The sequence below is a fragment of the Rhizobium sp. FG96 genome (assembly GCF_057808655.1).
Window position 1 is genome coordinate 38,233 of the sequence record NZ_JBMDIL010000004.1, and the last position, 23,678, is coordinate 61,910.

A 23,678-nucleotide genomic window follows, 5' to 3' on the forward strand; every position below is an offset into this window, starting at 1 on the left:
GGCGCCTCAGATTTCGAGAGGCGCCGTCGCCGGCGACAGCTTCTGGCGCGTGGTTGAAAGAAATTGCGCGGCAAGCTCGCGGCTCTCGACAGCCCTTGCCAGGCTGACCGCTCCCATCATCGATGACAGCGTCGTAAAGCCGTTCTTGCGCCGCTCTTCGGGCGTATCGCCGGGCACGACTTCGGCGAGGATCGAGGCGAGCATCGAGAGCCCGTCATTGAAGATTTCCCGCACGGCACCCTTGCTGCGGGCAACCTCGTCCATCAGCGACACGAAAACGCAGCTGTTGCCGGGATCGTCGACCGCACACCACGAAACATAGTGCTCCAGCAGCGCTTCGAGCGGCCGGTGCGGCGAGCCTGCGATCAATTCCTTCCAGCGCACCTCGACGCGGGCCACCAGCGCGCGGCTGACCTCGATCTGCAACTCGTCCTTGGACTGGAAGTGACCGTAGAACCCGCCATGCGTCAGCCCGCAGGACTTCATGATGTCGGCGACACCGACGCCATCGAAGCCGTTTTCGCGAAACATCACCCCGGCGGCCTCGATGATCTTCTGGCGGTTTTCGGCAAATTTTTCGCGGCTCACGCGCATTGCAGCAATTCCTGAAATTGGTCGCTTGACAATTTATATGATGCCAATCATCAATACGCAACAAATATGATGATCATCATCTAAATCGGTGATGTATTGATCAGCCCTCTGAATGGATGACGCCTCATGGTATCGACAGCGCTTGCCTCCACCCTCGCCCGGCGAAACATTCATTACGGATGGATCATCGTCGCCGCCACCTTCCTGACCATGCTGGTAACGGCCGGCGCCATGGGCGCACCCGGCGTCCTCATCAAGCCGCTGCAGGATGAATTCGGCTGGGAAACCTCGCAGATCTCCTCGGCATTGGCGATCCGCCTGATCCTCTTCGGCCTGATGGGTCCGTTCGCCGCCGCCTTCATGAATTATTTCGGCGTGCGCAAGGTCATCGTCTTCGCCCTCGGCCTGATCGGTGCCGGCTTCATCGGCTCGCTGTTCATGACCTCGCTCTGGCAGCTTCTGGTGCTTTGGGGCATCGTCGTCGGCTTCGGCACCGGCCTGACGGCCATGGTGCTGGCAGCAACAGTCTCCGCCCGCTGGTTCACCAAGCACCGCGGCCTCGTCGTCGGCATGCTTTCGGCAAGCTCGGCAACCGGCCAGCTGGTCTTCCTGCCGCTGATGGCCGAGTTGACAGAGCGCTACGGCTGGCGCTCGACGGTGTTCTTTGTCTGCGCCATGATCATGGTCGCAGCCCTCGTCGTCCTGCTCTTCATGCGCGACCGCCCGTCGGACCTGAACCTGCCGTCCGTCGGCGAGGCGCATGTGACGGCCGCTCCGGCCCGCGGCACGCTGATCGACGCCTTGAAGATGCCTCTCGTCATTCTCCGGGAAGTCTCGACGACCTCGACCTTCTGGATCCTGTTTGCCACCTTCTTCATCTGCGGCCTCAGCACCAACGGCCTGATCCAGACGCATTTCGTCACTCTCTGCGGCGATTTCGGCATCCTGCCGGTGGCTGCAGCAAGCGTCCTCGCCGTGATGGGCATCTTCGATTTCTTCGGCACGATCGGCTCCGGCTGGCTCTCCGACCGCTTCGATAACCGCTGGCTGCTCTTCTGGTATTACGGCCTGCGCGGTCTCTCGCTGCTCTTCCTGCCCTTCAGCGATTTCACCTTCTACGGCCTGTCGATCTTCGCCGTCTTCTACGGCCTCGACTGGATCGCCACGGTTCCACCGACGGTAAAGATCGCCGCCGATCGCTTCGGCAAGGAAAAGGTCGGCCTCGTCTTCGGCTGGGTCTTCGCCGGTCACCAGTTGGGCGCCGCGACCGCCGCCTATGGCGCCGGCCTGTCGCGCACCGAGCTGCAGAGCTACCTCCCCGCCTTCTTCATCGCCGGCGCCTTCTGCCTGCTCGCCTCGATCCTGGCGATCACCCTGAAGAAACCCGGCGTCGGCAGCGCCGGAGAGGCCGTCGCCCACTAACGAAAATGGCTTCCGGCGCGCCTGCGCCGGAAGCCATATCAAATCAGCCGGATAACACCGCCCACCGTCTTGCATGCGCGGGCGCCCGCATGTTAGACACCCGCCCGTTACTATCCGTGCCCCATTGGCGGAATTGGTAGACGCGCTCGACTCAAAATCGAGTTTCGAAAGAAGTGCTGGTTCGACCCCGGCATGGGGCACCAAAAATCTCAAAGTAAGTCAGATACTTGCTAGGATTTCAAAGGCTTAAGCTTCCATCTGCTACAGCAAACTGCTACAGCGCGAGGCATGGAAGACGTGACAGCTTACCCTTGGTTGACCCTCCGAAACCGCACTTTTTATCTCCGTGCTCCCGTGCCTGCTGATTTGCAGAAGGCGCTAGGGAAAGTTGAGATTTGGAAATCTCTGCGAACTCAAGACCGGCGAACGGCGATTGAGAGGCTTCGGAAGGAGAGCGGAGCGGTTGCTGATACCTTTGAACAAGCTCGGAAGCGGCAAGCCAAGCTGCTTGAACCGCCCCTTGAGGAGCTTACCGAGCCCCAGCTAAAGGCGATCCATGACGCCTACTTCGTCCACTTGCTGGAGGAGGACGAGGAGACTCGTGAGAACGGCTTTGAAGGCCGGGACTTCGATGAGGATGAAGAATGGCTTGAGGCGTTGGACGGTGAGAACCGCTATGAGTTCGCCCGTGGGCTAGCTTCACCGTTCATGGTGAGCGAGGCTGAAGAGGTGCTGAGCTGGGAGAACGTCGATTTCAGGCTTGCTCCCCACTCTCGTAGCTGGACCAAGGTCGTCAGGGAACTATACAAGGCACGCATCAAGGCAGACGAGGCCCGCCGCCTGCGAAACTCTGGGGCCGTGGTTGAAACCCCCAAGGCTGTAGCTCCGTTCGCGCAGAACGGGCTGCCGACCAAGCCAACGCTCGAAGACGCCAAGGACTTCTACATCATTGAGCGAGTGTCCGGCAGCGAGTTTGCTCAGAAGAAGCGCAAGACGAGACTGGCCGCAATGATGCGCCAAGTGTCAGAAGCGCTTGGTGGTGACATTCCTGCCTTACCAGACTGGACCATCGAACACGCCTACAAGGTGCGAGACCACCTTCTCGGAAAGGAGGGCATCAAGGCATCCACCGTTCGCCGGTGTTGATTTGCACTGAGAGCTGACCCGGGATTGCGGGAAAATATCACTGAGAATTGACCCATGTTTCAATCATCCCCTGTGGTTTCAGCGGGGGCTCTGGAGTGATCGACATGGCGTTACTGAGCGTAATCCGGCGCTGGCATTTTCGGGATGATCTATCGATCCGGGAGATATGCCGCAGGACGGGCCTATCCCGGAATACCATCCGCAAATACCTGCGCGCAGGCGGCGTGGAGCCGAAGTTCAATGTCCCGGAGCGGCCGAGCAAGCTTGATCCATTTGCGGATCGGCTATCAGCCTGGCTGAAGACGGAATCGAAAAAGAGCCGCAAGCAGAAGCGGACGATGAAGCAACTGCATGCCGACCTGGTGAGCCTTGGCTACGAAGGTTCCTATTGCCGTGTTGCAGCCTTTGCCCGGGAATGGAAGGCAGACCGGCAAAGAGAACTCCATACGACCGGACGCGGCACGTTCGTACCCTTGGCGTTCGAGCCGGGTGAGGCCTTCCAGTTTGACTGGTCGGAGGACTGGGCGATCATCGGCAATGAACGCACCAAGCTGCAGGTCGCCCATACGAAGCTTAGCTACAGCCGTGCCTTCATCGTGCGGGCTTATCTTTTGCAAACGCACGAGATGCTGTTCGATGCCCACAATCATGCGTTCCGCGTCTTCGGCGGCATTCCTGGCCGCGGCATCTACGACAACATGCGCACCGCGATCGACAAGGTCGGCCGTGGCAAGGAGCGCGACGTCAACGTCCGCTTCATGGCGATGGCCAGCCACTACGTGTTCGAGCCCGAGTTCTGCAATCCAGCGTCCGGATGGGAGAAGGGGCAGGTCGAGAAGAACGTGCAGGATGCCCGTCATCGGTTCTTTCAACCGGTTCCACGCTTTCCGTCGCTGGAAGCCTTGAATGATTGGCTTGAGCTTCGATGCAAGGAATTCTGGGCGAAGACGCCGCATGGTCAGATGCGTGGCACTATCGCCGACATATGGGCAGAAGAAGCACCGGCCCTCATGCGCGTTTCGAGGCCGTTCGACGGATTTGTCGAATACACGAAGCGGGTCACACCAACCTGCCTCGTGCATCTGGAGCGCAATCGCTACAGCGTCCCGGCATCCTTTGCCAATCGGCCGATAAGCCTTCGCGTCTATCCGGATCGTGTCGTAGTTGCCGCGGAAGGTCAGATCGTCTGCGAGCATCGTCGCGTCATTGATCGTTCCCATGACCGGCCGGGCCAGACCATTTACGACTGGCGGCATTATCTGGCCGTCGTGCAGCGCAAGCCCGGCGCGCTACGCAACGGCGCTCCCTTCATCGAGATGCCGGAGGCATTCCTGACCCTACAGCAATATCTGCTCAAAAAGCCGGGCGGCGATCGCGAGATGGTCGATATCCTGGCCCTTGTTCTCCAGCACGACGAACAAGCAGTGCTCTCGGCCGTCGACATGGCGCTGAAGTCCGGCGTTCCAACCAAAACGCATGTGCTTAACCTGCTGCATCGCCTCGTCGACGGCAAATCTTCCACACCGCCGACCCTCGACGCACCTCAGGCGCTGACGCTCACCAATGAGCCCAAGGCCAATGTCGAGCGATACGATACCTTGAGAAAGACGGAGGTTCGCCATGCGTCATAACCCGGCAAGCGGCGCGATCGTTATCATGCTACGGCAATTGAAGATGCATGGGATGGCCCACGCCGTCGGTGACCTGACCGAGCAAGGATCGCCGGCGTTCGAGGCTGCCATTCCGATCCTGTCCCAGCTTCTCAAGGCGGAAACGGCCGAACGAGAGGTCAGATCGACCGCATATCAGCTCAAGACGGCACGCTTCCCGGCCTACCGCGATCTGAACGGCTTCGACTTCGCCAGCAGCGAGATCAACGAGGCGCTCGTGCAACAGCTTCATCGCTGCGACTTCCTCGACGATGCCAATAATATCGTTCTGGTCGGCGGTCCCGGCACGGGCAAGACGCATATCGCAACCGCGATTGGCGTCCAGGCCATCCAGCATCATCACAAGCGGGTCCGGTTCTTCTCCACCGTCGAGCTGGTCAACGTTCTTGAGCAGGAGAAAGCACAAGGTCGCTCCGGCCAGATCGCCAATCGCCTCGTCCACTCCGATCTCGTCATCCTCGACGAGCTGGGATACCTGCCGTTCAGCGCTTCAGGTGGCGCGCTACTCTTCCATCTGTTGAGCAAACTATACGAGCGCACCAGCGTCATAATCACGACCAACCTGAGCTTCAGCGAATGGGCCAGCGTGTTCGGCGATGCCAAGATGACAACCGCGCTGCTCGATCGGCTCACCCATCATTGCCACATACTTGAGACCGGAAACGACAGCTTCCGCTTCAAAAACAGTTCAGCTCATGAACCCGAACCTACAAAGGAGAAACGGCGGAACTTGACCACCACTGCCAACACAAACGATATCTAAAGGCGGGTCACTTCTCAGTGCAAATCCCGGGTCAACTCTCAGCGCAAATCAACAGTCTCGCCTATGCCACAGAAAATGAACCGCGCTTGTATACGCTTGTCAGATAGCTGCTTGATGAAGTTGGCAAAATGCTCCTGCTCGACCCGGTCCTTGATCTGATCGAACTCGTCAATGACAACGACCAGCCGTTCTGAATACTTTTCGCAGAGGAAGCTCACCAACCGAACAGCTTCGTTGATGGAAGAAGGCTCGGGTACCTTTGTCTCTTGCGTCGTGACCTTCGCGCTGCCAACAAGCCACCCGAGATTGAGTGCTGCGCCCCCTTCCCGAATTGTCTTCTCGACGGCAGGGTTACGGCTGACGACCTCTTCGAACAAGTTCTTGATGATGCTAGTGAAGCTGTTGCTATTGTCACATCCGAGGATAACAGGGTCACATTTCGCTGACGAAAGCGAGTAGGCTGCTGTCTGTGCTAGAGACGATTTTCCAACCCCTCGGAAGCCGTGGATAAAAACGTGACGGCCCGGGGCGTAAAGGGCTTTGCGGATGCCTTCGAGTTGCTCTGCCCGACCTCTCAGGAACTCTTCGGACTGAAGCGGTTGCGACGGTGACAGAACGTGGTTCAGGGCTTTGCCGAAGTCTTCTTCAGGCTGAGTGACGACTGCCCTGAGGTTCCACAATTCATCGTCCATGCCACCTCCAATGGACAATCGCGACTCGCCTTCGTAATAATTATAAGGTGATCGACTTGTCCCCTGCAAGGTTGATCCCCTGCGGCAGTAGCGTCTGCCCTTTCCATCACAACCCCGGTGATCTCGTTACTCGCGAGAAAAAAATCCTGCTCGAATAGGAAAAAACACTTGATAGTTCCTATTTTGTTCTTAATCATTTGGTAACTACAGCGCGTCACGATCTCGACGATAATCCACAGCCAGTTGAGCGGTGCGGCTAGTAACATGTTGCTGGATCGGACAATGTAGAACGGTCGAAAGCTGCGCCCAATGCCACCGGTAAACCAACGCCAAATGACTGACGTTTCGCCTGCACGGGCGGAGAACATGCGCCGAATTCGAGGGAAGAACACCCTTCCTGAGATGCGCGTTAGGCACGCCTTACGAGGGCTGGGTGTTGGCTATCGGCTGCACGTAAAAGGACTGATAGGTAGTCCTGACATCGTGATGAAGGGCCGGAGGGCCGTGGTGTTTGTTCACGGGTGCTTTTGGCATCGCCATGCCGGATGCAAGCGTGCGTTCGTTCCCAAGACGCGGCACGACTGGTGGGCTGCCAAGTTCGCCAAGACAGTCGAGCGCGACCGTCAGGCTGAGGCAAGTTTAAAAGAGGCAGGGTGGCGCGTAAGCGTCATCTGGGAGTGCGAGACCAGAGACTTTGACGGCTTGAAGAAGTCACTGTCCGATTTCCTGTTTCGCGATCAAGGAGAAGTGTAATGGCCCCGTCGATAGCTCTTAAGGCTAAAATGTACGTGAAGCGCGGGACCAGTGCGCCTTGGTACAAAGGCCGCGAGCTGACCGATGAGCAGCGAGATCGGTTTCGGGCTACCACCATTGCGTCACAGGCTGCGAAAGCAAAGGCTGTTCGAGGCGAGTGTGAACTGCCGAAACATCCAATCCCATCAGCGAAGTTCGACCCGCTGGCGCTGATGCCCACGCTGGCGTCAAACGGCTTGGCTGCGCTCAGCCTGTTCAGTGGCTGTGGTGGCCTTGATATTGGCTTCGACCGAGCAGGCTATAAACACGTGGCATCGTACGACATTCTTCCTGAGGCGGAAGAAGTGCTGAATGCCGCACACCCCCATTGGAAAGTGTTCGCTGGTGATGCTGGCGATGTGACCCAGGTTGATTGGAAGCAGTACAAAGGCAAAGTCGATGTCCTTCACGGCGGCCCCCCGTGCCAGCCGTTCAGCCACGCGGGCTACCAGAATGGCTCTGAAGATGAGCGGGACATGGTTCCGCAACTGATCAGGGCTGTGAAGGAGATTAAACCTCGGGCGTTCGTCCTTGAAAATGTCTCTGGTCTGGCCACGAAGAAATTTGCGGACTATGTCAAGAAGACCATCTTCGATGCCGTGGATGGTATGTACCATGTTCACTCATTCCTGCTTGAAGCGGCCGATTTCGGGGTACCTCAGCGTCGCAAGCGGTTGATCTTCGCGGGCTTCCGCAACAAGACCGACTTCCTCCGGTTTGAGCAGCCAATGCCTACACATAGCTGGGACCGCCCCAACACGAACCTACCGAAGACTATGGGCGTGAGAGAAGCACTTGGATTGCCATCCATTGGGGTGGATGCACTTGCGCCTACGATCCGCAGCGGCTGGACTGGACCGCGCCACACAACAAGCATTGTGAACAGCGCCACGTCACTGAGGCAGTGGAACGAGATCGAGGTATGGCCCAATGGCGTTGCCGCAGACCGTGACGCGGCAGCAGCGTTCGTCGCAAAAAACGGCCACTTCCGTTTGGCAATACAGGACTGCATGCTGCTTCAGGGTTTCCCCGAAAGTTGGCCTATTCAGCGTCCCGTCTACAAGGCCCTAGGCTTGATCGGGAACTCGGTCGCCCCTCCCATGGGGTACGCGGTAGCAACTGCGGTGGCCAAAGCACTCGGCGTCAAGCCGGTTGGGACGTGAACCACCGACCAATGCGGGCCCGCAATTCAATTGCGTGGTTCTCCGTAATCGGTTCGAAGCGCTGGAAGTAGCTTCCGGGCACTTTGGGGTTATTGAGGGTTGATCCCCGTTCCAAGAGGTAGCCGACACGATCGCGGAAAATATCGAGCATTCGATCTGGACTATAGCCGTTTGGGACGTCCATCAGCTCCCGGTAGCGCGACATTACGTACTGGTTCTTGTGCAATGCTCTCGCGTCCTCAAGCGAATAGACGTCCTTTTCGCCCATTACTGCGATCATGGCCTTCTTGTCAGTAAGGCTCGGGACCGTTTCGGAGATGGCGAAGTCGGCTTTGATGTACTCCCACCTACCATTGATCCATGGTGCCATGTCCTCCGGCGAAAGGTAGTGACAATGCTGTAGCTCGTCGCGCGAGTAGAACGCGACAATCCAATGCTTGTTGCTCCACTTACTAATATGATCTTTACCAAGGTCTCGAACCGTCCCCATTGCGGGCTGCACGGTGGTCACCGATTTCAGTTCGAACTCAAGAACCTGGCCCTCGAATTCTAGTATTGCGTCTACGCCTTGGCGCGACCGATCAGGTGGCCGTTTCAAATTGAAGAGGCTCACAAGTTCTTTTTCCCGGGCGTCATCTTGCGCTGCCATGGCGTCCCCTCTGAAGCATGTCGGAATGGTTGTTTCTGAGTCGCCTCTGAGAAGTCAACACATAGTTGATCCCGCTACAGCAACCTGCTACAACCCATACCGCAGAAGAGACCTCAAGCCATTGAAATTGCTATGCCCTCTATGGGGCATCGACCCCGGCATGGGGCACCACTCCTCAGCAAAGCAGCTCTCAGCGCTCTCCTGACCTACTTGTTCTTCAGCAGCCACATCTTGCCGGCCATGGTGATGCCGTAGACGTCCTTGGCGGCGTCGGTGTCGAGGTTGCGGCGTTCGATGAGGCCGGAGTTGCTCAGTTCCTCGATGGACTTGGGCGTCACGGACTTGATCTTCTGCGGGCGCTCTTTCCACCGGTCGTTCTTCGCGTAGGTCACGGTGGCATTCTCATGCGTCCACTTGTTGGTGGGCTGAGGATGTAGGTCGCCGTCCTTTGCAAGCTTCAGCGCAGAGATGAGGGCGGGTGTAAGTTCGGTCATAATTGTAAAAGGCCTGTTCTAAGTTTCTGAGGGGCCCTTAGCACACATTTGCGGCAGCACCTCAAAAAAGCGGCCGGATTTGCATTTTCTGCGTGAATGCGCGGCAGATCCATCACAGCGGCGCCCGCTGGAGGCCGCCTGCTAGTGGATCAGCTGCAGCCTGATCTCTTCCTTCGCCGCAAACGACCGGCATTCCGCCAAGTCGTCGCCGACGAAGATCACGTCTCCGTCCTCGTCGAACACGCCCCAGCACGCCTCGTCTTCGAGCAGGACCTCGCGGACATAGCCGAACTCGACGGTATCCTCGGAATAGTAGGTGGCTGACGCAGCAACAGTTCCTAATTCTCGCATGGAAATCTCCAATGAGATGGCATCGACTGTTTTAGTGCGCACTCATATTGCGTCCCGAAACTGGCTTCAGGCTGTTGCAACTTTTGCGGATTATCTGCGGGAAGCGCTGCGGCGCCTCAAATCAAGTGTTTAATTCTGCTCATCCTTCGTTCTAAAGTGGCGCCGCATTCAACACCGAGGGAAAGACGTGCATCAGGAAGCAACCCTTATCGCGACGGTGGCCGTAAGCTTCGTCTTTGCAGCGGTGCTCGGCTACGTGGCGGACAGGCTGCGGCTGCCGCCTCTGGTCGGCTATCTGATGGCCGGCATCCTGATGGGTCCCTTCACGCCGGGCTTCATCGCCGATACCGGGCTCGCGAGCCAGCTCGCGGAAATGGGCGTCATCCTGCTGATGTTCGGCGTCGGCCTGCATTTCTCGGCCGGCGACCTCCTGGCCGTCAAGGGCATCGCCATTCCGGGTGCCGTGCTGCAGATCGTCATCGCCACACTGCTTGGCGTTGCGCTCTGCTCCTTTTGGGGCTGGGGGCTCGGCGCCGGTATCGTCTTCGGGCTCAGCCTCTCGGTTGCCAGTACCGTCGTCCTGTTGAAGGCGCTGGAGGAGCGAAATCTCGTCAATTCCGCCAGCGGCCGCGTGGCGATCGGCTGGCTGATCGTCGAAGATCTGGCCATGGTTCTGGCGCTCGTCCTGCTGCCGGCGCTGGCCGAACTGCTCGGCGGCCATGCGAGCGATGCGCTCGCCCATGGCGGCGGCCTCCCGCTGCCCTTGACCATCGGCCTGACGCTGCTCAAGGTCGGCGCCTTCGCGGTCATGGCCGTCGTGCTCGGCCCCAAGGTGGTTCCCTGGCTTTTGACGCTGGTGGCGCGTACCGGTTCGCGCGAACTCTTCACCCTTGCGGTTCTGGCGATCGCGCTCGGCATCGCCTTCGGCTCGGCCGCCATCTTCGGCGTATCCTTCGCACTCGGCGCCTTCTTCGCCGGCGTCGTCATGAGCGAATCCAACCTCAGCCATCGCGCCGCCGCTGATTCCCTGCCGCTACAGAACGCCTTCTCGGTGCTGTTCTTCGTCTCCGTCGGCATGCTCTTCAATCCAGCGGTTCTGGTGAAGGAACCGATGGCCGTATTCTGCGCGCTGATGCTGATCATCGTCGGCAAGGCGATCATCTCTTTCGGCGTCGTGCTTCTCTTGCGCTATCCCGTCGGCATGGGCCTGACGGTCGCGGGCGGCCTGGCGCAGATCGGCGAATTCTCTTTCATCCTCGCCGGTCTCGGTGTTTCGCTCGGGCTGATGCCGCAGGAGGGCCAGGATCTGATCCTTGCCGCCGCCATCCTGTCGATCACCCTCAATCCGCTGGTCTGCTTTGCCGCGGAGGTCGCGCATAAGAAGGTGCACAAGAAATGGCCGCACCTCTACGATGGCTACGGCCGCAAGCGTCTCGACGTGCTGGGCCGTGAACTCGAAAAGAACCGGCTTCTCAGCGAAGAGCGCGAGCGCGAACACCAGCTGGAAATGCAGAAGCTGGTCGAAACTTTCCCGCTCTTTGCCGAGGTCGATGAACATTCGCAGGAGGAGCTGTTGCTGCTCTTCCGCCCGAAATCGGCTCTGCCGGGCGAACGCGTGGTACGCAAGGGTGACCGCGGCGACGGTATGTATTTCATCTCGTCCGGCGCTGTCGAGGTCCGCGTCAATGGCGGACCGGTGGCGCTTGAGGCGGGCGCCTTCTTCGGCGAAATGGCGCTGCTCTCGGGCGGGCGCCGCACGGCCGACGTCATCGCCATCGATTTCTGCCAGTTCCTGGTTCTCGAGCGGCGCGACTTCAACATGTTCTCGGCCCGCCACCCGGCACTCCGCGCCGCCGTCAGCGAGATGGCGCGCGAGCGCACTGAGATGAACGTGATGCGCGCCAAGCGCGCCAAACAGGCCGAACAACACGAGCCCTCGACTGAAAGCTGACGGCGCGAGATCACGAAAAATTTCCACGCCGGCGCCGCTATCATTGCCATAGTCGGCATTTACAGCGCCGGACCGGCCCCCTAATGCTTTTGCACCGCAGCACGAAAGGAATGGAATGCTCCGCAGACTTTACGACTGGACCATGTCTCTCGCCGCCCGCAAGTCGGCCGAAGTCTGGCTCGCCGTTATCGCCTTCGTCGAAAGCTCCGTCTTTCTCGTTCCGGCCGATGTGCTCTATCTGCCGATGGCCCTTGCCAAGCCCGAGCGCGCCTATCGCTACGCGCTGGTCGCGACCGTCGCCTCCGTTCTCGGTGGCATCGCCGGCTGGGCGCTCGGCTACTATGCCTATGATGCGATCGCCCGCCCCGTTCTGGAATTCTACGGCAAGCTCGACGCCTTCGAGCAGCTGAGGGTCTATATCCACGACGAGTGGGAAATCCTGCTGCTGCTTCTGGTGACCTCGGGTCTCGCGCATCTACCGCCGATCAAGGTGGTCACCATTCTCGCCGGCGTCATCCACATGAACCTCGGCTTCTTCGTTATCTCGGCGATCATTGCCCGCGGCGCGCGCTTCTTCTTCCTCGCCTGGCTGCTGCGCCGCTATGGCGAGCCGATCCGCGACTTTATCGAGAAACGCCTCGGCCAGCTGGCGGCGATTGCCGCAGTCGTGCTGATCGCGCTCGGCATCGCCTACAAGTTAATTGCCCATTGAGACCAACTCGCGGAGTTCCGCCATGACTGCCATTGCCTCGCCCCTCACCCGTCCGGTCCTCGTCTATTCGCTGGTCCTGGCTGTCGCCATGGCTGCCGTCGTCGGCACCGCGCTCGGTTTTCAGTATATCGGCGGCTACATTCCCTGCGAGCTCTGCCTGATGCAGCGCCAGCCCTACTATTATGCCATTCCGATCGCCCTGCTCGGTGCTGTCGGTTCGCTTTTCCGCCTGCCCAACTGGATGTGCCGCGCGCTGCTTCTCGCCGCCGGCATGCTGATGGTCGTCGGCGCCGGCATGGGCGTCTATCACTCCGGCGTCGAATGGCACTTCTGGGCTGGCCCGACCGCCTGCTCGACCACGGCCGGCAGCATGACCGAGAATGCCGGCGACCTCCTGACGGAGCTCAACACCATCAAGGGTCCGTCCTGCACCGACGCAGCGCTGCGCGTGCTCGGCCTGTCCTTTGCGGGCTGGAACGTGATTGCAAGCCTGGTACTCGCGGCCTTCGCCTTTATCGGCGTCCGCAAGTCGGCCTGAAGATGGCTGCAGCCGTCAGGGCTGCAGTTCGCTATCCCAGTAGAGATAGTCGAGCCAGCTGTCGTGCAGATAGTTCGGCGGGAAGAGCCGGCCGTTATTGTGCAGGTCCTGCACTGTCGGCTGATACGGCTTTTGATGCGGGAACATGCCTGCCTGCTTCGGTAGCTTGCTGCCCTTCCTGAGATTGCAGGGGGAGCAGGCCGCCACGACATTCTCCCAGGTCGTCTCGCCGCCATGAGCGCGCGGGATGACGTGGTCGAAGGTCAGGTCGTTGTGATCGCCGCAATACTGGCACTCGAACTTGTCGCGAAGGAACACGTTGAAGCGCGTGAAGGCGGGATTACGGGACGGCTGAACGTAGGTCTTGAGGCAAACGACACTGGGAAGCCGCATCGAAAAGCTCGGAGAAGACACCGAGTGTTCGTACTCTGCGATGATATTCACACGGTCAAGGAAGACCGCCTTGATCGCGTCCTGCCAGGACCAGAGCGACAAGGGATAATAACTCAAAGGCCTGTAGTCAGCGTTCAGGACGAGCGCCGGCAGGGCCTGGGGGGAGACTGCAATCGTCAAGGGACTCTCCTGATCGATTCGGCATCTGCATCCTTATATTAGGCCGGTTGTGACAGCCTTGTGAAGTCCAATAAATTCAGTCAATAACGGCAATTCGATGAGTGTTGCAGATCAGGCGACCGGCACGAGCCCGCGGCCGAGTTTCTTGGCATAGTAAGCCCAGAAAAGCCTTGCAGCGACGGACCTCCAGGGCGACCACGCTTCCGCCATCGCAGCCAGCGCTTTCGCCTGTGGCCGTTGAGCGAGACCGAATGCCGCGGCCACGGCATTCTGCAGTGCCACATCGCCGGACGGAAAAATATCCGCATGGCCGCAGCAGAACATGAGATAGACCTCCGCCGTCCAGGGGCCGACACCCTTCAGCGTTGTCAGCGCATGCAACGCCTCGCCCGGCGGCAGTACCGAAAGTGCTGTGAGATCGAGGTGCCCGGCGGCGACGGCGGTGGCGATCCCCGAAAGGGTCGTGGCCTTGGCCCGGGAGAGCCCGAACTCCCGCCATGCCTCGTCATGCAGCATTACATAGCTTTCCGCCGTCAGCTCGCCATCGGCAGGCAGCATCCGCCGCCAGATCGCTTCCGCGCTCGCCCGCGACACCATCTGCGAGACAATGATATGCGCCAGCCCCGCAAATCCCGGCTCACGCAGCCGCAGAGGCAACGGCCCGGCATCTGCTGCGACGGCGGAAAGGCGTGGGTCCAGGCGCAGCAATTCCGATAGTCCCTGCTCGACATCGCCTTCGTTTCGAATGATCTGCACGTCGCCTCGCGGTGGTTTCGAATCCGTGGCAGAAGAAAGCATGACCACGACTCAGCGTCAAAAGCCCGTCTTCCGTTTTGCCCCAAGCCCGAACGGCCCGCTGCATCTCGGCCACGCGCTGTCCGCCTTCATCAATCAGGACATGGCAAAAGCTTCAGGCGGCCGTTTGCTGCTGCGCATGGAAGACATCGACCAGACGCGCTGCACACCCGATTTCGAGACCGGCATCTATCGGAATATGGACTGGCTTGAAATCGACTGGGAAAAACCGGCCCGCCGCCAGTCGGAACATTTCGGCGAGTACCAAACAGCGCTTCAAAAGCTGATCGACCACGGCCTCGTCTATCCGTCCTTCATGACCCGTGGCGAGGTGAAGGCCGAGGTTACGGCATTCGAGGCCAATGGCGGCAGCTGGCCGCGCGATCCCGACGGCTCGCCGCATTATCCCCCACGGGACCGGGGGCTGACGCAGGACGAGCGCGGGGAACGGCTAGGGTCGGGTGCGAAACATGCCTGGCGCCTCGATACAACGCGCGCGCTGGATGAGGTTGGCACAGAGATCGATTGGACAGAAACCGGCGATGGCGAGACCGGCACGATCAAGGCCGATCCGGCGGCATGGGGAGACGTGATCCTGTCGCGCTCAGATGCGCCTTCGAGCTATCACCTGTCGGTCGTCCTCGACGACTCCCTGCAGGGCATCACGCATGTCGTGCGCGGCATGGACCTTTTCCACGCGACCTCGGTCCACCGGCTATTGCAGTCCCTGCTCGGGCTTCCCGCACCGATCTACCATCACCACCGGTTGATCACCGATGCTTCAGGCCGCAAGCTGTCCAAGAGCGAGGGCGATACCGGGCTGGCGGAACTGCGGGCCAAGGGGCTCTCAGTGGCCGGCGTCAGGCAGCTTGTCGGTCTCTGAGCGCTTGTGGCCGTTGCCGCTCAGGAAGTTGCGCTTGAAGATCGCTCGCACCCGGAACTTCAAAAGCGCCGCATTCAGCTCCGCCCCGATGATGAAGATCACGCCCACCATATAGAGGAAGATCAGCACCACCATGACGGAAGCCAGACCTGCATAGGTCGCGGTGTAATTGGCGAAGGTGGCGAGGTAATAGGCAAAGATCAGCGCCCCCGCCAACCAGAGCAAGAGCGTCAGCAGCACGCCAGGAATGACATCGAAGACCTTCCGGCGGCCCGCTGGAAGCCAGAGATGGACGACAAGCAGCCCCAGCGTCAGCATGACGAGCGTTCCGTAGATACGCCAGCTGAAGACGATCTCCAGCGTATCGACGATGACAGGCAGCCACTGGCGGATCGTATCGGGCACCCATTCGAACGTATCGTTGTGCAGCAACCATTCGCGGGCGTAGTTCAACCCGACCGGAACGGCGACCAGCAGAATGCTGATCGCGGCGAAAATGATCACCGCAACCAGCACATATCCAAGGCTGGCGAGGCGGGTGAAATACCAGGGCCGCGTCTCCTGAACCCGGTAGGCGCGGTTGAGCGAAATGCGCAAAGCCTCGACGCCGTTGGAGGCGAAATAAGCCGCCGCCAGCACCGAGATCGTCAGCAGTCCACCGCGCGGGATGGTCAGAACCTGCACGACCTGATCAGCCAGCGGTTTGGCGATCGCTTCCGGCCAGGTATCGAAGATGATGTGGATCGCCGTCATCGAGAACTGGTCGGCGCCGAGGAAGTTCGCAAGCGCCGTTCCGAAGATCAGGAAGGGGAAGACCGCAAGCAGCGTCGACAGCGCCACGTGGCTCGCCATGGCGAAGCCGTCGTCCTCGATGAGATGGCAGATCGCGTCATAGACCACCTCATAGAGCGTGCGCATGATCTTCGGCATTCCATCTCCGGCTCTGACGATTGTAACCTCGGTGCGAATATGGGAAACGAGTCCCAGTTTGTACAGGAATCATTGAATGGCTGAACCGCGCACAATCATCGTTACCGGATGCTCGTCCGGTATCGGTGCCCATTGCGCACGCGCCCTCAAGGCCGATGGCTGGAGGGTCTTCGCCACTGTACGGAAACAGGAAGATCTCGGATCGCTTGAGGCCGATGGCATCGAAGCCTTCCGCATGGATTATGCCAATAGCGATTCCATCGCCGATTTCATGCGTGAGGTGGAAGCTCTCTCGGGCGGGCGGATCGACGCGCTCTTCAACAACGGCGCCTACGGCCAGCCCGGCGCCGTCGAAGACCTGACGACCGACGTGCTGCGCGAACAGTTCGAGACAAATTTCTTCGGCTGGCACGACCTGACGCGCCGCGTGCTGCCGCTGATGCGCAGGCACGGAAGCGGCCGGATCGTCCAGTGCTCTTCCATCCTCGGTGTCGTGCCCTATCGTTACCGGGGAGCCTATACCGCGTCGAAATTCGCGCTCGAAGGCCTGAGCGTGACCCTCCGGATGGAACTGCAGGGCAGCGGCATCCATGTGAGCCTTATCGAACCGGGGCCGATCGCCTCCCGCTTCACGGCCAACGCGCTCGCCAAGATCAATGAACACATCGATCTGCGCGGCTCCGTGCATGCGGCAGATTATCGCCGCCAGCTCACCCGGCTTGACGGCAGCGGTCCGGTCAGCCGACATAAACTACAACCGGATGCGGTCTATGCGGTGCTGAAACACGCATTGAACTCGAAAAATCCGAAGCCACATTATCCTGTAACGGTTCCGGCAAAGCAGGGCATGATGCTGAAGAGGCTGCTGCCTGCAGACCTCTTCTACCGCCTGATGCGCTGGACCGACTGACCAAGAAAGCCGAATGCCATGTCCACGGCCACTTACATTCTCGCCATCATCGTCATGGGCCTCGTCGCCCTTGTGCTGATCCGCGGCCTCTTCAACATGATGAAGGGTGGCGATTCCAACCTGTCGAACAAGCTTATGCAGCTGCGCGTGCTCTTGCAGGCGATCGCCGTCATCCTGATCATGCTGACGCTATGGCTGACCGGCGGCGGCCGCCCGACCTGACGCACTGACAACCGGGGGATTGATTGGTCAAGCTCAACAAGATCTACACCAAGACAGGCGACGACGGCACGACGGCACTGGTTTCCGGTCCCCGGCGGCAGAAGCACGATCTGCGTGTCGAGGCCTATGGCACGATCGACGAGACCAATTCGACGATCGGCGTCGTCAGGCTGCATACCGCTGACCTGCCCGAGCTCGACCGGATGCTGATGCTGATCCAGAACGACCTCTTTGATCTCGGCGCCGATCTCGCAACGCCCGATACCGGCAAGCCACTCGACTACGAGCCGCTGCGCATCGTCGCCGCGCAGGTCACGCGCCTGGAAGGCGATATCGACGCGCTGAATGCCGATCTCGAGCCGCTGAAATCCTTCGTGCTCCCCGCCGGCTCTCCGGCCTCAGCGCATCTCCACCTCGCACGCACGATCTCCCGGCGGGCCGAGCGTCTGATGGTGGCGCTGTCGCGCACCGAAGGCGAGATCGTCGGCGCCGAGGCGCTGAAATATGTGAACCGCCTCTCGGACTTCCTCTTCGTCGCCGCCCGTCATGCCAATGACCAGGGCCGCGCGGATGTGCTTTGGGTTCCCGGAAAAAACAGATAGGGTCCGGCATCGACGATAGCCGGGGGCGGCCTTCCATGTTCATTCCGTTGCATGATGCCAACACGCTGAAGCACATCAAGGTTCAGTGGGTCACACTCGGGCTGATTGCCGCCAATGTCGCGATCTGGCTGTTCACCGGCTTTGCCGCACCCGATCTCGCCAAGGCGGCCACCGTCGGCCTCGGCTATATCCCCGCCGTCGCCTTCGACCACGCGATCCTGCCGCCGGAACTGGAGCTCGTCCCCGAGCCGCTCACCTATATCAGCTACGCATTCCTGCACGGCAGCTTCTGGCATCTCGCGGGAAACATGATCTTCCTCTGGGTCTTCGGCGATAATGTCGAGGACGCGATGGGGCACATCCGCTTCCTGGTCTTCTATCTTGCCTGCGCCGCATTCGGCGCGCTTTGCCACGGCCTGCTGGCAACGGAATCCCAGGCGCCGCTGATCGGCGCGTCCGGGGCCATATCCGGCGTTGTCGCAGCCTACCTAGTGCTGCACCCGCGGGTAAAAGTCTGGGTTCTTGTCTTCTTCCGAGTGCCCCTGCCGCTCCCGGCCTTCATTCCGCTGCTGCTCTGGATCGGCCAGCAGTTCTTCATGCTGGTCATCAACCGCGACGGCGATGTCTCCTGGGGCGCGCATGTCGGCGGCATCATCGCCGGCGCCGTCCTCATCGTCTTCTTCCGCCAGCGCGGCGTTCCGCTTTTCGACCGAGAGATCGTCACGCCCCGCGCCGTTCGTAGCACCCCTGCAATCCGGCGCACGGTGGCGACCGAAGACGGCACGCCATAAGCCCACGACCGCAATATTGACGTTCACGTAAACGTAATATATTTCCGTTCTCCAATTTGTCTGTCTGCGACCGGCAAGCGTTGTGTTTGGAGGAAAAACGCGTATCCATGTCGCCATTCGACAATCGGAGCAGCGCCGAAGCGCGCATTTTCTTGGCGAAAGAGTTGAAGGAAGGACCCCATGAAAATTCTCGTCCCAGTGAAGCGGGTGGTTGATTACAACGTGAAGATCCGCGTCAAGCCTGACGGCACGGGTGTTGAACTCACCAACGTCAAGATGTCGATGAACCCGTTCGACGAGATCTCGGTCGAAGAGGCTCTGCGCCTGAAGGAAGCCGGCAAGGCTGAGGAAGTGGTGGTCGTCTCGATCGGTCCGGCAAAGGCCGAGGAAACGCTGCGCACCGCGCTCGCCATGGGTGCCGACCGCGCCGTTCTCGTCGAAACCGACGATGCCGTCGAGCCGCTCGCCGTTGCCAAGATCCTGAAGGGCGTTGCCGATGCTGAAAAGCCCGGCCTGATCATCGTCGGCAAGCAGGCGATCGATGACGACTCGAACCAGACCGGCCAGATGCTCGCCGCACTTCTGGGTGTAGCGCAGGCAACCTTCGCCTCCGCAATCGAGCTTTCTGACGACACAGCGAGGATCACCCGCGAAGTCGACGGCGGCCTGCAGACGATCGACGTCAAGCTCCCGGCTGTCGTCACCACCGACCTTCGCCTCAACGAGCCGCGCTATGCCTCGCTGCCGAACATCATGAAGGCGAAGAAGAAGCCGCTCGACAAGAAGAGCCCGGCTGATTTCGGCGTCTCCACCGAGCCGCGCCTCAAGGTGCTGAAGACTGAAGAGCCGTCCGGCCGCAAGGCAGGCGTCAAGGTCAAGTCGGTCGCCGAGCTTGTCGAAAAGCTCAAGACCGAAGCTGGCGTCCTCTAAGGTTCGAGAAAGGATTTACGACCATGGCCATTCTTCTTCTGGCTGACCACGACAATGCAACCCTTTCCGACCAGACCGGCAAGGCACTGACAGCTGCTTCCAAGATCGGCGGCGACATCCATGTGCTGGTCGCCGGCAAGGGCGCCAAGGCTGCTGCCGATGCGGCTGCCAAGCTCGCAGGCGTCTCCAAGGTTCTGCTCGCCGAAAGCGACGAACTCGCCAACAATCTGGCCGAGCCGCTCTCCGACCTGATCGTTTCGCTGGCCGGCAGCTACGACACGATCATCGCGGCTGCGACCTCGACCGGCAAGAACGTCCTGCCGCGCGTCGCCGCTCTGCTCGATGTCGCACAGATCTCCGAGATCATCGAAGTCGTCTCCGCCGACACCTTCAAGCGACCGATCTATGCCGGCAATGCGATCCAGACCGTACAAGCGAGTGATGCCAAGAAGGTCATTACCGTCCGCACCGCTTCCTTCGCTGCCGCAGCAGAAGGCGGCTCGGCTTCGGTCGATGCCATCCCGGCCGTTTCCGATCCGGGTCTCTCGACCTTCGTCAAGGACGCGCTCTCGGCTTCTGACCGTCCGGAACTGACCTCCGCCAAGATCATCATCTCCGGCGGCCGTGCGCTCGGCTCTGCCGAAAAGTTCCAGGAAGTCATCCTGCCGGTTGCCGACAAGCTCGGTGCCGCCGTCGGCGCCTCGCGCGCTGCCGTCGATGCGGGCTACGCCCCGAACGACTGGCAAGTCGGACAGACCGGCAAGGTCGTTGCTCCGCAACTCTACATCGCCTGCGGCATCTCGGGCGCCATCCAGCATCTCGCCGGCATGAAGGACTCGAAGGTCATCGTCGCCATCAACAAGGACGAGGAAGCGCCGATCTTCCAGGTCGCCGACTACGGCCTCGTCGGCGATCTCTTCGACATCCTGCCAGAGCTGCAGAAAGCTCTCTGAGCGGGCAGATTGCCGGTTTTTCGCACTTGCGAATGACTGGAAAATTATCTTTTATGGCGCTACTACTGCTGCCGGGCGATCATTTTGCCCGGCAATTTCATTAGAAAATACGGCAGCGCTTTCGGGGGTGACTGCTACGGGGGTCTGGAGATGAGCGCGGTGTTGAAGACGATCGGTATTGTCGGTGCGGGCCAGATGGGTTGCGGCATCGCGCATGTTTCGGCTGGCGCAGGCTACAAGGTCCACATCTACGATCTCAGCCAGGAGCGCATCGAATCGGGCCTGGCAACCATCAACGGCAATCTTGCCCGCCAGGTGACGAGCGGCAAGATGACCGACGAGGAGCGCAAGTCGATCCTCGCGCTGATCTCCGGCTCCGCCAATCTCAACGATCTCGCCCCCTCCGACCTCGTCATCGAGGCTGCGACCGAGGAAGAGGCCGTCAAGCGCAAGATCTACGCGCAGGTCTGTCCGGTCCTGAAGCCGGAAGCGCTTCTTGCCACCAACACCTCGTCGCTGTCGATCACCCGCCTTGCATCGGCAACCGACCGCCCCGAGCATTTCATGGGCATCCATTTCATGAATCCGGTCCCGGTCATGAAGCTGGTCGAACTGGTGCGCGGCATCGCCACAGACGAGACCACTTTTGCGACCGCCAAGGCCTTCGTGGCCTCGCTCGAAAAGACAGTCACGGTCGCCGAAGACTTCCCGGCCTTCATCGTCAACCGCATCCTGCTGCCGATGATCAACGAAGCGATCTATACGCTTTACGAAGGCGTCGGCACCGTCGACGCGATCGATACCGCCATGAAGCTCGGCGCCAATCATCCGATGGGCCCGCTGCAGCTTGCCGATTTCATCGGCCTCGACACCTGCCTGTCGATCATGCAGGTCCTGCATGACGGCCTGGCGGATTCGAAATACCGCCCCTGCCCGCTGCTGGTGAAATATGTCGAAGCCGGCTGGCTCGGCCGCAAGTCCGGCCGCGGCTTCTACGATTACCGCGGCGAGGTTCCGGTTCCGACCCGCTGACCGGCCTTACAGGCCGATCGCACCCCTGATCAGCGCCTTGGCGTCTTCGCTGTCCCAGGCAGCCGGACCGTTCATCGCCGAGATCAGGCATCCCTTGTCGTCGAGCAAGAGCGTGACCGGCAGACCGAAGGCCAGGCCTTCCTTCTTCAGATTGTTGAACACGCCGATCGTGTTGTCGCGATAGAGCTTCAGGGAATCGACGCCGGTTTCGCTGAGAAACGCCTTCGGCTTCTCGTCGTCGCCCGTATCGATATTGACGGCGACGACCTGGAACTTGTCGCTACCCATATCCTTCTCCAGCGCATTCAGCGCCGGCATCTCTTCGCGGCAGGGCACGCACCATGTGGCCCAGAGATTGAGAAGCACGGTCTTGCCGGCAAAACTGTCGAGCGTCACCGGCTTGTTGTCGGCATCGTTGAAGGCAACCGTAGTCAGCTTGCGCGGCTCGTTGGCGGCAACCATGGCGGCAACCTGCCCCTTGGCGAGGGGGGTGATCTTCTGCGCCAGATCCTTCGCAGCAGCGCATTGGCCGGACGCCGTTTCGCCGCCGCCATTGCCAGACCCCGTCTCCTTAATGTAAACCGCTGCCGCACCGGCAATTATGCCTGCAACGGCGGCTATCGAGATCAATTTCAGGGATGGCAGCCCAAGCGGCTTTCTTGTCGTCATTTCATTCTCCAGGACATGCATCCTCAAGGCAGGCAGCTTCGATGGCCGACGGCAACACGGACACCAAATCCTCCAACCAGATGTGGGGCGGGCGTTTCGCTTCTGGCCCCGATGCGATCATGGAGGAGATAAATGCCTCGATCGGTTTCGACAAGAAGCTATTCGCTCAGGATATCCGCGGGTCGATCGCCCACGCGACAATGCTTGCCCATCAGGGCATCATTTCCGGCGACGATAAGGACAAGATCGTTCACGGGCTAAACACGATCCTGTCAGAAATCGAAAGCGGCAACTTCGAATTCTCGCGCCAGCTCGAAGACATTCACATGAATGTCGAGGCGCGCCTCGCAACGCTGATCGGCCCCGCAGCCGGCCGCCTGCACACCGCCCGTTCGCGCAACGACCAGGTGGCGCTCGACTTCCGCCTTTGGGTCAAGGAAGAGCTGCAGAAGACCGAGGCGATGCTGACGAGCCTGATCGCCGCCTTCCTCGATCGCGCCGAAGAGCACGCCGAAAGCGTCATGCCGGGCTTCACCCATCTGCAGACCGCTCAGCCCGTCACCTTCGGCCATCATTGCATGGCCTATGTCGAAATGTTTGGCCGCGACCGCTCGCGCGTGCGCCACGCCATCGAGCATCTCGACGAGAGCCCGATCGGCGCCGCAGCGCTGGCCGGCACCGGCTACCCGATCGACCGCCACATGACCGCGAAGGCCCTCGGCTTCCGCGAGCCGACCCGCAACTCGATCGACACCGTCTCCGACCGTGACTTCGCCATCGAATTCCTGTCGATCGCCGCGATCTGCGGCATGCACCTGTCGCGCCTCGCCGAAGAGATCGTCATCTGGTCGACGCCGCAGTTCGGCTTCGTGCGCCTGTCGGACGCCTTCTCGACCGGTTCCTCGATCATGCCGCAGAAGAAGAACCCTGACGCTGCCGAACTCGTACGCGCCAAGACCGGCCGCATCAACGGCTCGCTGGTCGCGCTGCTGACGATCATGAAGGGCCTGCCACTCGCCTATTCGAAGGACATGCAGGAAGACAAGGAACAGGTCTTCGACGCTGCAGAGAGCCTGGAGCTCGCGATTGCCGCGATGACCGGCATGGTTCGCGACATGACCATCAATACCGCGCGCATGAAGGCGGCGGCCGGTTCCGGTTACTCGACCGCCACCGATCTGGCCGACTGGCTGGTGCGCGAAGCCGGCCTTCCCTTCCGCGACGCCCACCACGTTACCGGCCGCGCTGTCGCGCTTGCCGAAAGCAAGGGCTGCGATCTGGCGGAGCTTCCGCTCGCCGACCTGCAGGCGATCAACTCTGCCATCACCGACGCCGTCTATGGCGTCCTGACGGTGGAAGCATCGGTAGCCAGCCGCAAGAGCTTCGGCGGCACCGCCCCCTCGGAAGTGCGCAAGCAGATCGCCTACTGGCGCGGCCGCAACTGAGTTCCG

At 60.4% G+C, this 23,678-nt stretch carries 27 protein-coding genes and 1 tRNA gene; 19 read left to right on the forward strand and 9 right to left on the reverse strand.

Annotation, left to right across the window (positions count from 1 at the left end; genetic code table 11):
- Positions 1–6 precede the first annotated feature (6 nt).
- On the reverse strand, positions 7–594 hold the full coding sequence (locus ACODR6_RS08635) for a TetR/AcrR family transcriptional regulator (RefSeq protein WP_489022282.1): 588 nt from the start codon (positions 592–594) through the stop codon (positions 7–9).
- A 126-nt stretch (positions 595–720) separates the two neighbouring features.
- Here ACODR6_RS08635 and ACODR6_RS08640 point away from each other — a divergent pair, with 126 nt between their 5' ends.
- The 5 genes from ACODR6_RS08640 to istB all read left to right on the forward strand — a co-directional run bounded on the left by ACODR6_RS08640 (position 721) and on the right by istB (position 5,595).
- Positions 721–2,016, forward strand: a complete 1,296-nt coding sequence (locus tag ACODR6_RS08640) for an MFS transporter (RefSeq protein WP_413710384.1) — start codon at positions 721–723, stop codon at positions 2,014–2,016.
- A 118-nt stretch (positions 2,017–2,134) separates the two neighbouring features.
- Positions 2,135–2,219 (forward strand) — tRNA-Leu (locus ACODR6_RS08645).
- 85 nt (positions 2,220–2,304) lie between these two features.
- Entirely contained in the window at positions 2,305–3,162 is an 858-nt protein-coding gene (locus ACODR6_RS08650) for a DUF6538 domain-containing protein (RefSeq protein ID WP_489022285.1), read from the forward strand.
- A 104-nt stretch (positions 3,163–3,266) separates the two neighbouring features.
- Positions 3,267–4,793, forward strand: coding sequence for an IS21 family transposase (gene istA / locus ACODR6_RS08655; RefSeq protein WP_112720535.1), 1,527 nt, complete (start codon positions 3,267–3,269; stop codon positions 4,791–4,793).
- Complete coding sequence (gene istB, locus ACODR6_RS08660) at positions 4,783–5,595, forward strand: IS21-like element helper ATPase IstB (protein WP_112720536.1); 813 nt, start codon at positions 4,783–4,785, stop codon at positions 5,593–5,595. The genes istA and istB overlap by 11 nt, the downstream gene beginning before the upstream one ends.
- Before the next feature lie 38 nt (positions 5,596–5,633).
- Here the strand turns inward: istB and ACODR6_RS08665 are convergent, their stop codons facing one another.
- Positions 5,634–6,287, reverse strand: coding sequence for an ATP-binding protein (locus ACODR6_RS08665; protein WP_489022288.1), 654 nt, complete (start codon positions 6,285–6,287; stop codon positions 5,634–5,636).
- Positions 6,288–6,620: 333 nt separating this feature from the next.
- Here ACODR6_RS08665 and ACODR6_RS08670 point away from each other — a divergent pair, with 333 nt between their 5' ends.
- Positions 6,621–7,040, forward strand: coding sequence for a very short patch repair endonuclease (locus ACODR6_RS08670; RefSeq protein WP_489022290.1), 420 nt, complete (start codon positions 6,621–6,623; stop codon positions 7,038–7,040).
- Positions 7,040–8,242, forward strand: coding sequence for a DNA cytosine methyltransferase (locus tag ACODR6_RS08675; protein WP_489022292.1), 1,203 nt, complete (start codon positions 7,040–7,042; stop codon positions 8,240–8,242). The genes ACODR6_RS08670 and ACODR6_RS08675 overlap by 1 nt, the downstream gene beginning before the upstream one ends.
- Here the strand turns inward: ACODR6_RS08675 and ACODR6_RS08680 are convergent.
- The 3 genes from ACODR6_RS08680 to ACODR6_RS08690 form a co-directional block, all read right to left on the reverse strand.
- Positions 8,223–8,891 (reverse strand): PDDEXK family nuclease, encoded by a 669-nt coding sequence (locus tag ACODR6_RS08680; protein ID WP_489022294.1) that lies wholly within the window; start codon positions 8,889–8,891, stop codon positions 8,223–8,225. The two genes, ACODR6_RS08675 and ACODR6_RS08680, sit on opposite strands and share 20 nt — an antisense overlap.
- A 206-nt stretch (positions 8,892–9,097) precedes the next feature.
- Complete coding sequence (locus ACODR6_RS08685; RefSeq protein ID WP_112720227.1) at positions 9,098–9,385, reverse strand: hypothetical protein; 288 nt, start codon at positions 9,383–9,385, stop codon at positions 9,098–9,100.
- 141 nt (positions 9,386–9,526) lie between these two features.
- Complete coding sequence (locus tag ACODR6_RS08690) at positions 9,527–9,736, reverse strand: hypothetical protein (protein WP_112720226.1); 210 nt, start codon at positions 9,734–9,736, stop codon at positions 9,527–9,529.
- A 187-nt stretch (positions 9,737–9,923) separates the two neighbouring features.
- Here ACODR6_RS08690 and ACODR6_RS08695 point away from each other — a divergent pair, with 187 nt between their 5' ends.
- The 3 genes from ACODR6_RS08695 (at position 9,924) to ACODR6_RS08705 (ending at position 12,937) form a co-directional block, all read left to right on the forward strand.
- The gene (locus tag ACODR6_RS08695; RefSeq protein WP_489022297.1) at positions 9,924–11,687 is read left to right on the forward strand and encodes a cation:proton antiporter domain-containing protein; all 1,764 of its coding nucleotides are present in this window, start codon (positions 9,924–9,926) and stop codon (positions 11,685–11,687) included.
- 115 nt (positions 11,688–11,802) lie between these two features.
- Positions 11,803–12,399: a YqaA family protein gene (locus tag ACODR6_RS08700; RefSeq protein ID WP_489022299.1), complete on the forward strand. Its 597-nt coding sequence runs from the start codon at positions 11,803–11,805 to the stop codon at positions 12,397–12,399.
- Between the two features lie 22 nt (positions 12,400–12,421).
- Positions 12,422–12,937, forward strand: a complete 516-nt coding sequence (locus ACODR6_RS08705; RefSeq protein ID WP_130284212.1) for a disulfide bond formation protein B — start codon at positions 12,422–12,424, stop codon at positions 12,935–12,937.
- A gap of 15 nt (positions 12,938–12,952) precedes the next feature.
- On the opposite strand, the gene ACODR6_RS08710 is transcribed toward ACODR6_RS08705, so the two are convergent.
- Both ACODR6_RS08710 and ACODR6_RS08715 read right to left on the reverse strand, forming a co-directional pair.
- Positions 12,953–13,510, reverse strand: coding sequence for an HNH endonuclease (locus ACODR6_RS08710; RefSeq protein WP_112720222.1), 558 nt, complete (start codon positions 13,508–13,510; stop codon positions 12,953–12,955).
- A gap of 111 nt (positions 13,511–13,621) precedes the next feature.
- Positions 13,622–14,308 (reverse strand): DNA-3-methyladenine glycosylase family protein, encoded by a 687-nt coding sequence (locus ACODR6_RS08715; RefSeq protein ID WP_489022302.1) that lies wholly within the window; start codon positions 14,306–14,308, stop codon positions 13,622–13,624.
- Here ACODR6_RS08715 and gluQRS point away from each other — a divergent pair.
- On the forward strand, positions 14,307–15,188 hold the full coding sequence (gluQRS, locus tag ACODR6_RS08720; RefSeq protein WP_489022304.1) for a tRNA glutamyl-Q(34) synthetase GluQRS: 882 nt from the start codon (positions 14,307–14,309) through the stop codon (positions 15,186–15,188). The two genes, ACODR6_RS08715 and gluQRS, sit on opposite strands and share 2 nt — an antisense overlap.
- Here the strand turns inward: gluQRS and ACODR6_RS08725 are convergent.
- Positions 15,153–16,118, reverse strand: a complete 966-nt coding sequence (locus ACODR6_RS08725; RefSeq protein ID WP_130284218.1) for a YihY/virulence factor BrkB family protein — start codon at positions 16,116–16,118, stop codon at positions 15,153–15,155. The two genes, gluQRS and ACODR6_RS08725, sit on opposite strands and share 36 nt — an antisense overlap.
- 76 nt (positions 16,119–16,194) lie before the next feature.
- Between ACODR6_RS08725 and ACODR6_RS08730 the strand changes: the two genes are divergently transcribed.
- From ACODR6_RS08730 to ACODR6_RS08760, 7 genes are all read left to right on the forward strand, one after another.
- Positions 16,195–17,028, forward strand: coding sequence for an SDR family oxidoreductase (locus tag ACODR6_RS08730; protein WP_489022306.1), 834 nt, complete (start codon positions 16,195–16,197; stop codon positions 17,026–17,028).
- 18 nt (positions 17,029–17,046) lie between these two features.
- The gene (locus tag ACODR6_RS08735; protein WP_112386119.1) at positions 17,047–17,250 is read left to right on the forward strand and encodes a twin transmembrane helix small protein; all 204 of its coding nucleotides are present in this window, start codon (positions 17,047–17,049) and stop codon (positions 17,248–17,250) included.
- Positions 17,251–17,273: 23 nt separating this feature from the next.
- Positions 17,274–17,852 (forward strand): cob(I)yrinic acid a,c-diamide adenosyltransferase, encoded by a 579-nt coding sequence (locus tag ACODR6_RS08740; RefSeq protein WP_489022308.1) that lies wholly within the window; start codon positions 17,274–17,276, stop codon positions 17,850–17,852.
- 35 nt (positions 17,853–17,887) lie between these two features.
- Entirely contained in the window at positions 17,888–18,643 is a 756-nt protein-coding gene (locus ACODR6_RS08745; protein WP_489022310.1) for a rhomboid family intramembrane serine protease, read from the forward strand.
- Between the two features lie 180 nt (positions 18,644–18,823).
- A complete protein-coding gene (locus tag ACODR6_RS08750) occupies positions 18,824–19,573 on the forward strand; it encodes an electron transfer flavoprotein subunit beta/FixA family protein (RefSeq protein ID WP_489022312.1) in 750 nt (249 codons plus the stop codon).
- Between the two features lie 23 nt (positions 19,574–19,596).
- A complete protein-coding gene (locus tag ACODR6_RS08755) occupies positions 19,597–20,526 on the forward strand; it encodes an electron transfer flavoprotein subunit alpha/FixB family protein (protein WP_489022313.1) in 930 nt (309 codons plus the stop codon).
- Positions 20,527–20,676: 150 nt separating this feature from the next.
- On the forward strand, positions 20,677–21,558 hold the full coding sequence (locus ACODR6_RS08760) for a 3-hydroxybutyryl-CoA dehydrogenase (protein WP_489022314.1): 882 nt from the start codon (positions 20,677–20,679) through the stop codon (positions 21,556–21,558).
- 6 nt (positions 21,559–21,564) lie between these two features.
- Here the strand turns inward: ACODR6_RS08760 and tlpA are convergent, their stop codons facing one another.
- Positions 21,565–22,227, reverse strand: coding sequence for a thiol:disulfide interchange protein TlpA (gene tlpA, locus ACODR6_RS08765; protein ID WP_413710396.1), 663 nt, complete (start codon positions 22,225–22,227; stop codon positions 21,565–21,567).
- A 41-nt stretch (positions 22,228–22,268) separates the two neighbouring features.
- On the opposite strand from tlpA, the gene argH reads away from it, so the two are divergent.
- On the forward strand, positions 22,269–23,672 hold the full coding sequence (gene argH / locus ACODR6_RS08770; protein WP_199627820.1) for an argininosuccinate lyase: 1,404 nt from the start codon (positions 22,269–22,271) through the stop codon (positions 23,670–23,672).
- Positions 23,673–23,678: the final 6 nt, after the last annotated feature.